This window comes from Wolbachia endosymbiont (group A) of Colletes cunicularius (genome assembly GCF_964264715.1).
Classification (GTDB): domain Bacteria; phylum Pseudomonadota; class Alphaproteobacteria; order Rickettsiales; family Anaplasmataceae; genus Wolbachia.
This window is the reverse complement of record NZ_OZ183471.1, coordinates 305,327-319,539: the sequence shown is the minus strand read 5'-3', so window position 1 is coordinate 319,539 and position 14,213 is coordinate 305,327. Positions and strand designations below refer to the sequence as shown.

Here is a 14,213-nt window from a genome sequence, read left to right as displayed (position 1 = left end):
TTGGATCCAGAAAACTTAACTTTAAATAAGTGGCTGCATAATAAAGACTAGATTCCAGCGTCACGCGCTGGAATGAAACCATTTTCGGTCTCTTAAATTGCTTTAGCTACAAACATTAAGAAATTTACCAAACGAAAAAAAAGGCAAAAGAAGCCCCGTGGTGCGAGTTTTGACTCTATATTACTGTAAGTGGCGCTGTAATAATGTGCTAACGCTTAAAATAAGCGCGATTTGGCTGAATGTAGAAAAAATAAAAAAGACATGCAGCCGCTATAATTTTATATAATCCGCCAAAAAACACCCTAAGTTTTTTACTGAATTTTGTCATTGAGCCTGCAGGTCAAAAACAAGTTTTGAGTCATAAATACCCTCATCGTCGTGATAAGGGGGCTGGCGGAGTTTGTCAAGCAAGTTTTTTCGTTTCTATGTTGTCAGCTACCTGAATATTGATCATACGGTTTCCATCTGTTATATATAATCTTTTTGAATACGAAGAAAACTGATGAATGAGTATGATATTACGGTTATAGGTAGCGGTCCTGGTGGTTATATAGCAGCAATTAGGGCGGCACAGCTTGGGTTTAAAACTGCAATTGTAGAAAAAGAAAAAAATTTAGGCGGTATATGCTTAAATTGGGGATGTATACCAACAAAATCACTACTTAGAGCATCTGAGATTTATAGGCTAATAAAAAGATCAAAAGAGTTTGGTATAGAAGTAAAGGGAGCGAGTTTTGATATACAATCAATAGTGAAATACTCAAGAAAAGTTGTTGATAAATTGTCAAGCGGTGTTGCATATTTGATGAAAAAAAATAACATCAAAGTTCATCAAGGCTTTGGTAAACTTGCAGGCAATAGTACTATAAAAGTTGCTGGCGATAAGGAAGAACAAGAAATTGTTTCCAAGCATATCATTTTAGCAACAGGAGTGAGGGCACGGAATCTGCCTGAAATAGAGGCAGATGGAGATTTAATATGGAATGCGCAGCATGCTATGATGCCGGGCAAATTACCAAAATCACTACTAATTATAGGGTCTGGTGCAATTGGAATAGAATTTGCAAGTTTTTATAGTACTTTGGGGGTTGATGTAACAATCATAGAGATAAAGAGCACTATTTTGCCGCTGGAGGATAAAGACATTTCAGGTCTAGCAGAAGAAATATTCACAAAACAGGGGATAAAAATATATACAAACAGTAGCGTAAAAGCTCTTACTAAAAGTAAAGACTCTGCTCAAGTGCTACTAAGTAGTGGCGAGAGCAAAGAATTTGATAGGGTAATTGTTGCGGTTGGAATTCAAGCAAATATTGAAAATATAGGTTTAGAAAATACAAAAATTAAATTAAGCCCTTCTGGTTTTATTGAAATGAATGAATGGTATGAAACTAGTGAATCAAATGTGTATGCAATAGGTGATGTAGCTGGCCCACCATGTTTAGCACATAAAGCGAGCCATGAAGCTGTGATCTGCGTTGAAAAGATTGCTGGTAAAAGTGCTCATGCGTTAAAAAAAGAATGCATACCAAATTGCACTTATTCTCATCCACAAATAGCGAGCATCGGCCTTACTGAGGAACAGGCAATAAAAGGTGGGTATGATGTAAAAATAGGAAAATTTCACTCTAACTTTAATGGTAAGTCTATTGCACTCAGTGAAACTGAAGGGTTAGTGAAAACAATTATAGACAAAAAGACAGGCGAACTTCTGGGTAGCCACATGATAGGTGCAGAAGTAACGGAGTTAATTAGCAATTTTGCTCTTGCAAAGCAACTAGAAGGAACAGACTTCGACATAAAATCTACGATTTTTCCTCATCCAACCATTTCAGAGATGATACACGAATCAGTGCTTGCTGCAGATGATGAGTCGTTAAATAGTTGAACTAACGTTCCATCGTTTTAGAGTTGTCAATGTCTTGGGTAGTAGTTTGATTAGGCACTTTAATTTTAATAGATTGATTACCACCAGCATCAGAATTCTGTAACTCTTCTTTCAATCCCTTAGCTGCTTCTTTGACTTCAAGCTTTGCCTTTGGATGAAGATCTTCTGGGCCTTTTCCTTTAGTATCCAAACCTTGTTGTAGATTAGTGCTTTTCATTTTATTATGCTGCTCGTGCTCAGGTAGGTCAACAACCGAATTGAAAAGAATTTTTATTATATTTTTTAGCAGTTCTAAAAAACCTCCGCTTCTGCCTTCTCTTTGTTCTTGAGATTTATTTTTCTCATTAGGTTCTTTTTTGCTATTAGTTTCAGGCATTTTTAACTCAACTATCATAAAGCTTAATAAAATTCTACGTGCAAATTATTAAATAACAGTTAACAATCTAGGATTCATTATTTACAGATGGATATTATTTTAGCAACAGGTGGCACAGGTGGGCATATCTTTCCGGCCATAGCCTTAGCAAAAGCACTAAAGACACAAGGATACAATTGCATATTATTCACTGATAAAAAAACAAATAAAAATATCGACATAGAAAGCTATATTTTACCATTACGTAGACCAAGCGGCAACAAATTTAAATTTTTTCTTTTATTAATGTATAGTTGTGTGCTAGCAATATATAAAATCAGAAAATTGAAGCCAAGATTAGTAATTGGTTTTGGTAGCTATGCTTCTTTTCCAACTCTTCTTGCAGCAAGGGTTCTTTCTATACCTATAATTTTACATGAACAAAACACAGTTTTAGGGAGAGTAAATAGATTCTTTTTCAAGAGTGCAAAATTAATTGCAACCAGCTTTCCGGAGACTAAATATGCAGAAGGTAATAAATGTATTTTTACAGGAAATTTTATTGATATAAAAGCACAGAGCCATTCTAGCGCTGAGAAAGTCTTAAACATATTAGTCATAGCAGGTAGCCAAGGTGCAAATTTTTTTGATGATGTAGTAAGCAGCGTAATTTGTGATTTACCTATTAAAATGAAAAAGAAAATTAGAGTAACGCAGCAATGTACGAAGAAAAATATAAACAAGGTCAAGAGTCTATACAAAAGTGAAAAGGTCAATTGTGAATTGAGTGAATTTTTTGATGATATGGAAAATAGACTGGCCAATGCTCACTTGGTAATTAGCAGAGCAGGAGCAACTTCAATAGCGGAAATCACTCTTGCTAGGCGCGCTGCTATATACATTCCTTACCCTGACTCAAAAGATAATCACCAATTTTATAACGCAAAATATATTGAAGATTCGGGAGCAGCTGTAATAGTTGAGCAGAATAGTGAAGCAAAAAAAAATCTAACAGGGTTACTATTTGATCTATTAAGTAATTCTCAAAAATTGCGTGATATGACCAATAATACAAAAAAAACAGGGATAAAGAATAGAACTACTGAGTTTGTTAAGGTAATTGTTCACAGGTTTAGTTGATGGCTGCTTGCTTTTTCTTCAAACACATCCCAAAGGTCTTTTTCTAGCGATATATTATATAATTTATTGATATAAACTACTCCCGTGGGTGAAGTTGTGTTAATTTCGAGCAGGAAGTCATCTATAATATCAATACCAACAAATATTAGCCCCCTTTTCTTTAATTCAGGACCAATTTTGTTACATATTTCATTGTCTCTATCGTTCATTTGAGTGGGCTCAAAACTTGCTCCAAGTCGCATGTTTGTTCTGATCTCTCCACTGATTTTTGGAACTCGTTTCATTACTCCAATTGGTTGACCATAAAGTAGCAATATTCTTTTATCTTTATCTATGTTTTTACAAAATGATTGTGCAATCACAGGGCATTTGTATTTTGCTGTCATGAGATCCACTACTACTTGAATACTATTCTCATCTCGTATTCTTATTACATCATTTCCGCCATAGCTATACAATGGCTTCAGAATAATATCTTGATAGTTGTAGTAGAAATCTCTAATCATCGATATATTTTCAGTGATCAAAGTCAGCGGAATTAGCTCTGGAAATAATGAAGTTATCAATTTTTCAGGACAATTTCTTATTTCTGTTGGATTGTTAATTACCAATGCGCTGGTTTTTTCTAAGATATAGGTTGTTGTAATGTAGCGCATATCAAAGGGTGGATCCTGTCTGATAAATATGATGTCCATTTCATTCAAGTTGATTGCTACATCCTCTTTAGAGATAAAACTAAAATCATCAACGCTGACTTTCTGAGCAAGAGCAATTGGATGGTTTAGCTTTAGTGCTAAATTGTTAGGAGCATAGACAAAAACTTCGTGCTTCCTCCTTTGTGCTTCCTTTATTAGCACGAATGTAGTGTCAGTTTCAAAATTTATATTTTCATCCATCTGAAAGGCAACTTTCATTTATATTCTCTACCTATTGTCACAATTGTACAAATGTTATCATTTGAAGGCGATTTTTGCCTAATGGCGCAATTTACTGTACTTATATCGTACATAACTTACAACTTGTTTTACTCCCTTTACTTTTCTTGCAATTGATATTACAGCTTTTAATTCCGCTTTATTTTGGGCTATACCCATCAAATAAACAACTCTACCAACCGTATTAACGCTATAATTAATTGATTTAATATTTCTTTTCCCCAGAAGTCTTGTTCTTATTTCCGCTGTTATCATGCCATCTACAGTAGTGTCTAGCATGGAAGCCATTTGAATTGGTATTACTCTTATTTCATTTATCACTTCTTTAATTTCTTTTTGCTGCCAAGCTATTTTTTCTGCTGTAAGTTGTTTTTCAGGAGTGTCAACACTTCCAATGAGCAATACTCTTCCTTCACTTACTTTAACTTTTATGGATGAAAATAGCCCATGTTTTAAGAGCCCCTTATTAATTCTGATGACCATAGTCGTATCATCAATGATATTTCCCAAGGATTTGTCCTGCATTGTTATTGCTGTCGCTGTAGCCACCACACCACCTATTATAAGGGTTGTGCAACCACTTTGTGTAATCAAAAAAATTGCAAGTAAGAAGCTTGTTATTAATCTCATTATTGATTTTCAGGATTTAGAGCTTTCATTAAAAAATGTTAATAAGCTTTTTTGATTGTGTAAATACTATAAATTAAGTAAGACTTTAAACCTTGAATATTTTTAATGGAATACCTATAATAGGGTACTGAAAATTTCTTGCGGATATGGCGGAATTGGTAGACGTGCCAGGTTTAGGTCCTGGTGAGCTTGCTCGTGGGGGTTCAAGTCCCTCTATCCGCACTTTAAAGTCATGTAACTTAGGTTTTAAGGGAAAATTTATAATCACTGAATACACTTTTGTTTGTATAAAAACCTGTTCTTAAGGATTGTGTTTAACTTAAATTCTGGTAAAATGACTCTATTAAGATATGAATTAAAATGTTAATAAATGAATTATGATGTCTAATAATATACCTCAAAATACAGTCGAAGTAAGTAGCTTATATACCTACAAAGAGCTTAGTATAGATAAACTAAAGTATGAGTATGAAATCACAGTTGGTAGTGATTATATAAAACAAAAGGTAAATTCCAGGTTGCAAGAGATAGCAGAAAATGCAAAATCACCTGGATTTAGGGCTGGAAAGATGCCCTATGACCTTGTTGTTGCAAATTATAAAAACGAAGCTTTGGAATATGTGATAAATAATACAATTGATTATTGCTCAAGTGATTTGATGAAAAAAATTGAAGTCAAGTCTCACATTTATCCTAAGGTTGATGTTATATCATTACCAGATCTGGGCAAAGAAAATGAGGAGGGCAATTTTGTATACAAGCTATCTTTTGAGTCGATGCCTGAAGTACCGATGATAGATCTTGACAAAATAAACTTAAAGAAAATTGAAGCAAAGATTGAAGAGGAAGATATAAAAGAATTTATTGATTCTATTAAAACAAAGTTCCCCAATTTTGCCTCTGTTGATGATGCTTCTTATCAAGCGAAAGATGGGGATAAATTGATAATTGATTTTGAAGGGCGGATTAGGAATAAGCTCTTTCAGGGTGGAAGTAGCAAAAATTTTGCCGTTAATTTAGGGTCTGGCACATTTATTAATGGTTTTGAAGATCAATTAACTGGTATGAAAAAGGGAGAAACAAAGGACTTTAAGTTGCAATTTCCTGAAAATTACCAAGCCATTTCCCTTGCAGGACAGGAAGCTGATTTTTCTGTGCGAGTTAATGAGATTCAAATTGCCAAAGATTTTGAAAATGATGATGAAATAGCTAGGAGTATTGGTTTTAAAGATTATTCTTTGCTAATAAGTCATGCAAAAAAAATGATTGGTGATCAGTGCACCGAAATGAGAAATCTCTTAATTAAAAAGGAGCTATTTGATTATTTGGATGCTAATTATAGTTTTGATTTACCCACAGGCATAGTAAAACAGGAGCAACAAAGAATGGAAGGAGAACTGAGTGCTCAAAATGATTCTTGTAAAGAAGCTGAAAAACGTGTAAAGCTTGCTATGTTATTTATGAAATTTAGTGCAGAACATAAAATATCATTAACTCAAAATGATGTTTTGAATGTTATTGTAAATCAATATGTCAGTAAGGGTGTACCGTTTGACAGAGTACTTAAGCATTTTGAATCAAATAAACAATTTCAAGAATTAGTTAGAGGGCAAGCGCTTGAGTATAAAGTGACAGATTATATAATAGAAAAAGTTAGTAAAGAAGAGCAGATTATTTCTGTGAAAGAATTAAAGGAATTGTTTGGTAATATTTAATAGGAAAAGGTATGACTCTTATACCAATTGTAGTTGAACAAACTAGTCGCGGTGAGCGCGCTTATGACATATATTCAAGACTAGTGAAAGAAAGAATAATTTTCGTAACAGGTCCTATTGAGGACAACATGGCCAGTGTAATAGTAGCACAGCTTTTATTTTTAGAATCGGAAAATCCCGATAAAGACATTTGTATGTACATCAACTCACCAGGTGGTGTTGTAACTGCTGGTTTGTCGATCTACGATACAATGCAGTATATAAACCCAGACGTTTCAACTTTATGTATAGGTCAAGCTGCGTCTATGGGTTCCTTATTGCTTGCATCTGGTACAAAAGGTAAGCGCTACTCTCTACCTCATTCAAGAATTATGATACATCAGCCATCTGGTGGTTATCATGGTCAAGCAACTGATATAGAAATACATGCTAATGAAATTTTGCGAGTTAAGAAAAAACTAAATCAAATTTATGAAAAACATACTGGAAATTCACTGAAGAAAATTGAAGGAATGATGGAAAGAGATAAATTCATGGATCCTGAAGAAGCAAGGAAAATTGGCTTAATTGACAGGGTGATAGCTGAGCGTACAGATATTGAAATTGAAAATATTAAAGTTAAACAAAAGGTGGGTTAATGGATAACAATAATGATTTACACTACTGTTCTTTTTGCAACAAGGCGCAAGATGAAGTAGATAAATTGATTACTAACTCCTTGGATGGTTTAAAGGTGTTTATTTGTAATGAGTGCATAGAATTATCCCATAAAGCAATAAGTCAAAAGAAAGATAGATCTTTTAATTCAGATCGTATATCTGATATGAAGCTATTACTAAAGAAACCTGAGGATATAAAAAATTTTCTCAGCAAGCATGTTGTAGGTCAAGAACACGCGCAACACGTTTTGTCTGTAGCTATGTATAACCATTGTCAATCCATGGTACAATTTCATGCTATAAGTGATATTGAAATCGAGAAGTCAAATATAATGCTTATTGGTCCCACTGGTTCTGGTAAGACTTTGCTAGCCAAAACACTTGCTAAAGTTTCAGATGTGCCATTTGCTATGGCTGATGCGACAACTTTAACTGAGGCAGGTTATGTGGGTGATGATGTAGAAAGCGTGTTGTCGCGTTTATTACAAGCTGCAAATTATGACGTTGCAAAAGCACAGCGTGGTATAGTGTTTATAGATGAAATAGACAAGATTACAAGAAAATCTGAAAGCACTTCAATAACCCGTGACGTTTCAGGTGAAGGGGTCCAGCAAGCTCTGCTTAAGATTATGGAGGGTACAGTTGCTTATGTTCCGCCACAAGGAGGGCGAAAACACCCACAACAAGAGTTTATACAAGTGGATACTAGTAACATACTATTTATTTGTGGAGGAGCTTTTGAAGGCCTCGATAAGATTATTGAAGCGAGAAAAAAGGGAACTTCAGTTGGCTTTGGAGCAGATATAAGTCAGTCTAAAGAGCAAAAGAAAAAGAATGCTTTACATGATGTTCAACCTGAAGATTTAATCAAATTCGGTTTAATACCCGAATTTGTAGGGCGGGTTCCAATAACTGCTGTTTTAGATGAGTTGGATCATGAAGATTTAATACATGTGTTGACAGAGCCAAGGAATGCACTAATAAAACAGTACAAAGCATTGCTTGCGTTTAGCAAAGTAAACCTTGAGTTTTCAGATGAAGCAATATCAGCTATTGCTAAAAAGGCTATAAGCTATAAAACAGGTGCAAGAATGTTACGTGCTATCTTGGAGTCACTTTTGCTTGACGTTATGTATACAGCTGGAAACGGAGATTTTGAAGGTAGCACTATAGTAATCACTAAGAAAATGGTAGAATTAGGAAAAGCAACGGTTAATCATAATAATAATGGCAATGTTATAACGGTTAATGATTAATTTGAGGCATATATTATGAACATTGAACGTGCTGTGAGCTCTAGTTTTACTGCATTGCCAGTATTACCTTTAAGAGATGTAGTAATTTTTCCAAATATAATGGTGCCTTTATTCATAGGCAGAGAAAAATCTGTTAATGCACTAGAATATGCAACAAGTAGTAGTAGTCACCAAAATGAGATTTTTCTTGTAGCACAGAAAGATGGCTCTGTTGATAATCCGGAGCCAGAAGATCTTTATGAAGTAGGTGTGTTAGCAAACATTATACAACCATTAATAAAATTGCCTGACAATGCAGTAAAAGTTATAATCCGGGGGATAAGAAGGGGAAGAGTTGTAGAATATATTAGCTCTCATACTTTATTACAAGCCAGGGTAGAGTTAGACAATCATTATAAAGAAGATGAAGACAATATTGATTTAGAAGCTTTAAGGCGATCTGTTATAGATGCGTTCGATAGCTGGTGTAAGCTAAACAAGAAAAATCAGCCTGAAGTTGCCATTAACCCCATTGATCAAATCAAAGAAGTTGATCAACTTGTAGACAGGGTAGCTTCACATTTAAATATAAAAGTATCGGATAAACAAAGCATACTTGAGGCTTATGACCCAAAAGAGCGTTTAAAAAGAGCTTTTGCTTTTATTGAGGGAGAAATAAGTATTTTGAACGCACAAAACCGTTTATATAAGACAATTAAATCGCAAGTTGAAAGCACTCAGAAAGTTTACTACCTTAACGAGCAATTGAAAGCTATACAGAAAGAATTAGACGAATTTGAGAATGGTGATGGAGGGAATATACTCAATGAATTTGAAAAAAAGATAAATGAAACAAAGCTTTCTCAGGAAGCAAGAGAGAAAGCTATAACTGATTTGAAGAGATACAAGAAAATGAATCCCATTTCTCCTGAAGCTACAGTTATATCTAGTTACTTGCATTGGTTACTTGATTTGCCGTGGGGAAAGTACAAAGATGCAAAAATTAACTTAAATGCAGCTAAGAAAATCTTAGATGAAAATCATTATGGCATAGAGAAAGTAAAAGATAGGATAATAGAATTTTTAGCAGTATTAAAAAGAGTAAAAGAGATAAAAGGTCCTATACTTTGCTTGGTTGGACCGCCAGGTGTTGGTAAAACTTCTTTAGCTAAGTCTATGGCAGGAGCAGTAGGAAGAGATTTTGTTCGCATAGCTCTTGGTGGTGTGCGTGATGAGTCCGAGATACGAGGGCATAGGAAAACTTATATTGGCTCAATGCCTGGTAAAATTATTCAACATATGAAAAAAGCTAATTCATGCAACCCGCTTTTTCTGCTTGATGAAATAGATAAGATGGGTTCTGATTCGCGTGGCGATCCTGCATCTGCATTACTTGAGGTTTTAGATACTGAGCACAATAAACACTTTACGGATCATTACTTGGAAGTTGAGTTTGATCTTTCAAGTGTAATGTTTGTAGCTACGGCAAACAGCTTAAATTTGCCACATCCTTTGCGTGATAGGATGGAAATTATACAATTGTCCGGGTATACTGAAGATGAAAAAATCAGTATTGCTACACACCACCTTATTCCGAAGTTAAAGAAGGAGCATGGTTTGTATCAGAAGGAATGGGACATAACTAATGAGGCGTTATACAAGTTGATACGTTTATATACACGTGAAAGTGGTGTGCGGAGTATGGAAAGGGAGCTTGCAAAGCTCATGAGAAAGGCAGTTAAAGAAATATTGACTGATAAAAATAAGAAAATATCCGTAGGGGTTGACAATTTACAAGATTATTTAGGGGTACGTAAATATACCTTTGGTATTGCAGAAAATGAGAGTTTAGTGGGAGTAGTAACTGGGCTTGCCTATACTGAAACAGGTGGTGATATTTTGATGATAGAATCAGTCCTAATTCCGGGCAAGGGAGAAATAAAATACACAGGAAAGCTTGGAGAGGTTATGCAAGAATCTATAAAAGCTGCGTATAGTTATATTCGATCAAATTGTTTGTTTTTTGGTATAAAGCCCGAAAAATTCCAAAATAATGATATACATTTGCATGTACCTGAGGGTGCTGTACCAAAAGATGGCCCTTCTGCTGGCAGCGCGGTATGTACGTCTATTGTTTCTCTTATGACAAATATACCAGTTAACAAAAATGTTGCTATGACAGGCGAAGTGACATTGCGTGGTAGAGTTTTAGCTATTGGGGGCTTGAGAGAAAAATTGCTTGCAGCGCTCAGAGGATCAATCAAAACTGTGATTATACCAAGTGAAAATGAGAAAGATATGCAAGAGATTCCTGCAAGCATCAAAGAGGGGATCAACGTAGTTTTTGCTAAGAATATTGATGAAGTTATGAAAGTTGCTTTAATGCACCCTACTACTCCAATTGATGGTGATGATAATCAAAATAGTATACCTTCCTCTATAGAAAATAAAGATGATACTTTTCCTATGTCGGAAACATTGAAGCATTAGATTAAGAAGATATTATACAATCTCCATTTCTCTTTTGTCCGGCAAAAATCCACCAATTTGTGCATCCCACAGAATTTTATACATTCCGTTTTTATCAAGAAGTTCCTGATGTGTGCCATCTTCTACAATCTTGCCTTGATCAAGAACCAAAATACGATCCATATGCAAAAGCGTAGATAGGCGGTGGGCTATTACTATTGTAGTTTTATCTTGCATCAATTCCCATAAAGATTCTTGAATATTACTTTCAGTCACAGAATCAAGTTGTGAAGTTGCTTCATCCAGAATTAAGATAGGAGCATTTTTTGAAATAGCTCTTGCAATTGCAATACGCTGCCTTTGCCCTCCTGAAAGTTTTACGCCTCTTTCTCCAACAAGAGACTCATAACCTTGGGGTAATTTTGAAATAAATTCATGAGCATGTGCTTTTTTTGCCGCTTCAATTACTTCATCATCGCTAGCATCTGTTTTTCCATAGCGAATATTCTCCATCAAAGTCCTATGAAAAAGCGATGGATCCTGTGGAATCATGCCAATATTTTTGTGTAAAGAATCCTGGATTACATTGCGAATATCTTGTCCGTCAATTAAAATTTTTCCAGATTGTACGTCATAAAGCCTAAGAGCCTGTCTTCAAACTCAAGAATGAGCTAATTTGTGAAGCATAATAGTGATCATATTAAAGAAGATGTTGTTTTTTGAAGTGAGAGGAGAATGCTCATAATCCTTACTCATACGTCTAAAATTGGAGAGCCAAGCAAAGGTTCTCTCAACAATCCAACGTTTGGGAATAACCTGAAATCCTGTATCAACTATTTTCTTGGTAATCGTCAATAAACATCCAGTTTCCAATAAGCAGAGGTTTTGCAATTTACCTGTGTATCCTTGATCAGCAAAAAACTTATGTAATGTTGGAGCTTTGCATTTGGCTTGAACAAAAAGATTTAGTGCACCATCAAGATCCTGAATGCTTGCACTTTGTACTTCAGCAGCAATTACAAGACCTACAGTATCTACAACGATGTGGCGCTTTCTACCCTTTACTTTCTTGCCAGCATCATATCCTCTGGATCCCCTTTTTGAGTAGTTTTTACTGATTGGCTATCTATTATTCCCACTGATGGAGTTTCATTCTTACCAATTATCTCTCTTACTTTTTTAACTAGAAAATCATGAATCTCTTGCCATATTCCACTTTTTTTCAATCGCTAATTACAACTATACACTGTTTTCCATGGTGGAAAATCTTTAGGCAGTTGTCTCCATTGACATCCTGTTCTCATCATATAGCGGATTGCGTTAATAATTGTTCTAATACTATGTTTTCTTGGTCTGCCGGTCTTTTTAGGTTCAAAATATAGCTCTATTATCTTCCATTCTTTGTCACTTATATCGCTTGGGTACATTTAAAATATATCTTATAACACACTTCTTAACTCCTTTCTACTTAGTTTGAAGACAGGCTCTAAGAGACCGAAAATGGTTTCATTCCAGCGCGTGAAGCTGAAATCTAGTCTTTATTATGCAGCCACTTATTTAAAGTTAAGTTTTCTGGATCCAAGTAGTCAAGCTACTCGGATGACACCTTGACAATCGTCATCCTGCTACGTGTTAGCGGATGAGGTACCGCGAATGAATCGCGGTATGACGGTCTGCGGCGGAATGACGGTTCGCGGTGGCATCTCATCATCCCGCTACGTGTTAGCGCTTACTATTACCCACAAGTATAGAATGAATGAGCAAGTCTCCATCCTTCTGCTAAATCAAAGAGACGTTTCCATCCCTTCCACAAAGCTATAGGGCCTGGTTCTAAGTCATTTTTGCGAGCTAAAAACCCTCCTAACTTGGCCACCCACCTCACAATTTCTCTTATAACGTGAATTCTGGATTAAAGGAGAATAGAAAAGGCAAGAAAACAGGGTAAACTCAGCAGTGATAAAAAAATAGATGAGGTTACCCATGGAAGATATAACAAAACTGTTTTGTTTGGTCGATGATTTTTGCAGAGATATAGAGAAAAATTTTGCAGATAAACTACTGCCAAATGGTAAAAACCCCACAAGAACAACGGAAATTGAGCACTCCGAAATCATGACAATAATCCTGCTATATCAACAATCTCCGTGTAAAACTTTCTATCTACATTACCTAACGTTGCTCTACAAATCAGAGTTTCCAAAGTTACCTTCATATACCAGGTTTGTTGCTCTAAAGCCTAGGGTTTTGTGGCATTTAGCAATGTTGTTGCATTGGCTTTGTGGACAGTCAGAAAACACTGGAATTTCATATATAGACACAACTCCCATTGCAGTTTGTCATGCAAAAAGAATATCCAAAAACAAAGTTTTTGCTGGAATTGCAAAATTAAGCAAGAGCACTTACGGCTGGTTTTTTGGTTTCAAATTACATATGGTAATCAATGAAAATGTTGAAATTCATGCACTTACGCTAACAAAAGGCAATGTTGATGATAGGATACCTGTGCCAAATCTGACGGAAAAATTAATCGGTCTTTTGTTTGGTGACAAAGGTTATATTGCAAAAGAGCTTTTTCAGAAGCTGTTTGACCGAGGTTTGAAACTTGTTACCAAGGTGAAAAAAGGTATGAAAAATACATTGATTTCGTTAAATGAGAAGATTTTACTGAGAAAAAGGTCTATCATTGAGACTGTTTTTGGTTACCTAAAAAATAGACTAGAAATTGAACACACTCGCCATAGATCCCCTGTTAATTTTTTGGTTCATATCTTTTCTACTCTCATTTCCTATTCCATCAAATCCACAAAGCCTTCTATTTCCTATACTTTCTTCCTTCCTTAATCCAGAATTCGCGTTTTACAGGGATGACGGTTGCCGTTTAGTTATAAATATTTAAGAAATTTACCAAATAAAAAAAAGGCAAAAGAAGCCCCGAGTAGCGAGTTTTGACTCTATATTACTGTAAGTGGCGCTGTAATAATGTGCTAACGCTTAAAATAAGCGCGATTTGGCTGAATGTAGAAAAAATAAAAAAGACATGCAGCCGCTATAATTTTATGTAATCCGCCAATAAATACCCTGAGTTTTTTACTGAATTTTGTCATTGAGCCTGCAGGTCAAAAACAAGTTTTGAGTTATAAATACCCTTATTGTCATAATAAGGGGCCTGGCGGAGTTTGTCAAGCAA

Annotated in this window: 13 protein-coding genes, 1 tRNA gene and 2 pseudogenes; 8 read left to right on the top strand and 8 right to left on the bottom strand. The window is 35.2% G+C overall.

Translation table 11 applies throughout. The features are described from left to right. Positions 1 to 502 precede the first annotated feature (502 nt). Positions 503 to 1,888, top strand: coding sequence for a dihydrolipoyl dehydrogenase (lpdA, locus tag ACFELZ_RS01810; RefSeq protein ID WP_375316376.1), 1,386 nt, complete (start codon positions 503 to 505; stop codon positions 1,886 to 1,888). A gap of 1 nt (position 1,889) precedes the next feature. Here the strand turns inward: lpdA and ACFELZ_RS01805 are convergent, their stop codons facing one another. Further along, positions 1,890 to 2,282, bottom strand: a complete 393-nt coding sequence (locus tag ACFELZ_RS01805; RefSeq protein ID WP_265032844.1) for a hypothetical protein — start codon at positions 2,280 to 2,282, stop codon at positions 1,890 to 1,892. A 69-nt stretch (positions 2,283 to 2,351) separates the two neighbouring features. Here ACFELZ_RS01805 and murG point away from each other — a divergent pair, with 69 nt between their 5' ends. Further along, positions 2,352 to 3,383, top strand: a complete 1,032-nt coding sequence (gene murG / locus ACFELZ_RS01800; RefSeq protein ID WP_375316375.1) for an undecaprenyldiphospho-muramoylpentapeptide beta-N-acetylglucosaminyltransferase — start codon at positions 2,352 to 2,354, stop codon at positions 3,381 to 3,383. Here the strand turns inward: murG and gshB are convergent. Beyond that, positions 3,368 to 4,297: a glutathione synthase gene (gene gshB, locus ACFELZ_RS01795; protein ID WP_375316374.1), complete on the bottom strand. Its 930-nt coding sequence runs from the start codon at positions 4,295 to 4,297 to the stop codon at positions 3,368 to 3,370. The two genes, murG and gshB, sit on opposite strands and share 16 nt — an antisense overlap. A 60-nt stretch (positions 4,298 to 4,357) precedes the next feature. Further along, entirely contained in the window at positions 4,358 to 4,948 is a 591-nt protein-coding gene (locus ACFELZ_RS01790) for a BON domain-containing protein (protein ID WP_375316373.1), read from the bottom strand. A 140-nt stretch (positions 4,949 to 5,088) separates the two neighbouring features. On the opposite strand from ACFELZ_RS01790, the gene ACFELZ_RS01785 reads away from it, so the two are divergent. From ACFELZ_RS01785 to lon, 5 genes are all read left to right on the top strand, one after another. Next, a tRNA-Leu gene (locus ACFELZ_RS01785) sits at positions 5,089 to 5,170 on the top strand. Positions 5,171 to 5,328: 158 nt separating this feature from the next. Beyond that, on the top strand, positions 5,329 to 6,663 hold the full coding sequence (tig, locus tag ACFELZ_RS01780) for a trigger factor (RefSeq protein ID WP_375316372.1): 1,335 nt from the start codon (positions 5,329 to 5,331) through the stop codon (positions 6,661 to 6,663). A gap of 11 nt (positions 6,664 to 6,674) precedes the next feature. Continuing rightward, the gene (clpP, locus tag ACFELZ_RS01775; protein ID WP_164225183.1) at positions 6,675 to 7,301 is read left to right on the top strand and encodes an ATP-dependent Clp endopeptidase proteolytic subunit ClpP; all 627 of its coding nucleotides are present in this window, start codon (positions 6,675 to 6,677) and stop codon (positions 7,299 to 7,301) included. Beyond that, positions 7,301 to 8,578 (top strand): ATP-dependent Clp protease ATP-binding subunit ClpX, encoded by a 1,278-nt coding sequence (clpX, locus tag ACFELZ_RS01770; protein ID WP_375316371.1) that lies wholly within the window; start codon positions 7,301 to 7,303, stop codon positions 8,576 to 8,578. The genes clpP and clpX overlap by 1 nt, the downstream gene beginning before the upstream one ends. Before the next feature lie 15 nt (positions 8,579 to 8,593). Then, a complete protein-coding gene (gene lon / locus ACFELZ_RS01765; protein WP_375316370.1) occupies positions 8,594 to 11,047 on the top strand; it encodes an endopeptidase La in 2,454 nt (817 codons plus the stop codon). 12 nt (positions 11,048 to 11,059) lie between these two features. Here lon and ACFELZ_RS01760 read toward each other — a convergent pair. The 5 genes and pseudogenes from ACFELZ_RS01760 to ACFELZ_RS01740 form a co-directional block, all read right to left on the bottom strand. Then, positions 11,060 to 11,668: pseudogene (locus tag ACFELZ_RS01760) on the bottom strand (ABC transporter ATP-binding protein); the annotation flags it as partial. Positions 11,669 to 11,686: 18 nt separating this feature from the next. Beyond that, the gene (locus ACFELZ_RS01755) at positions 11,687 to 12,070 is read right to left on the bottom strand and encodes a transposase (protein ID WP_375316621.1); all 384 of its coding nucleotides are present in this window, start codon (positions 12,068 to 12,070) and stop codon (positions 11,687 to 11,689) included. A 17-nt stretch (positions 12,071 to 12,087) separates the two neighbouring features. Next, entirely contained in the window at positions 12,088 to 12,252 is a 165-nt protein-coding gene (locus ACFELZ_RS01750; RefSeq protein ID WP_375315781.1) for a hypothetical protein, read from the bottom strand. A 3-nt stretch (positions 12,253 to 12,255) separates the two neighbouring features. Then, a complete protein-coding gene (locus ACFELZ_RS01745; RefSeq protein WP_375315805.1) occupies positions 12,256 to 12,453 on the bottom strand; it encodes a transposase in 198 nt (65 codons plus the stop codon). Positions 12,454 to 12,761: 308 nt separating this feature from the next. Then, positions 12,762 to 12,920: pseudogene (locus ACFELZ_RS01740) on the bottom strand (IS4 family transposase); the annotation flags it as partial. An 86-nt stretch (positions 12,921 to 13,006) separates the two neighbouring features. Between ACFELZ_RS01740 and ACFELZ_RS01735 the strand changes: the two are divergent. After that, a complete protein-coding gene (locus ACFELZ_RS01735; protein ID WP_375315786.1) occupies positions 13,007 to 13,867 on the top strand; it encodes an IS982 family transposase in 861 nt (286 codons plus the stop codon). Positions 13,868 to 14,213: the final 346 nt, after the last annotated feature.

Excerpts from the sequence above, each read along its gene's own strand:
- lpdA (WP_375316376.1), top strand. The coding sequence starts at position 503 with ATGAATGAGTATGATATTACGGTTATAGGTAGCGGTCCTGGTGGTTAT.
- ACFELZ_RS01805 (WP_265032844.1), bottom strand. The coding sequence starts at position 2,282 with ATGATAGTTGAGTTAAAAATGCCTGAAACTAATAGCAAAAAAGAACCT.
- murG (WP_375316375.1), top strand. The coding sequence starts at position 2,352 with ATGGATATTATTTTAGCAACAGGTGGCACAGGTGGGCATATCTTTCCG.
- gshB (WP_375316374.1), bottom strand. The coding sequence starts at position 4,297 with ATGAAAGTTGCCTTTCAGATGGATGAAAATATAAATTTTGAAACTGAC.
- ACFELZ_RS01790 (WP_375316373.1), bottom strand. The coding sequence starts at position 4,948 with ATGAGATTAATAACAAGCTTCTTACTTGCAATTTTTTTGATTACACAA.
- tig (WP_375316372.1), top strand. The coding sequence starts at position 5,329 with ATGTCTAATAATATACCTCAAAATACAGTCGAAGTAAGTAGCTTATAT.
- clpP (WP_164225183.1), top strand. The coding sequence starts at position 6,675 with ATGACTCTTATACCAATTGTAGTTGAACAAACTAGTCGCGGTGAGCGC.
- clpX (WP_375316371.1), top strand. The coding sequence starts at position 7,301 with ATGGATAACAATAATGATTTACACTACTGTTCTTTTTGCAACAAGGCG.
- lon (WP_375316370.1), top strand. The coding sequence starts at position 8,594 with ATGAACATTGAACGTGCTGTGAGCTCTAGTTTTACTGCATTGCCAGTA.
- ACFELZ_RS01745 (WP_375315805.1), bottom strand. The coding sequence starts at position 12,453 with ATGTACCCAAGCGATATAAGTGACAAAGAATGGAAGATAATAGAGCTA.
- ACFELZ_RS01735 (WP_375315786.1), top strand. The coding sequence starts at position 13,007 with ATGGAAGATATAACAAAACTGTTTTGTTTGGTCGATGATTTTTGCAGA.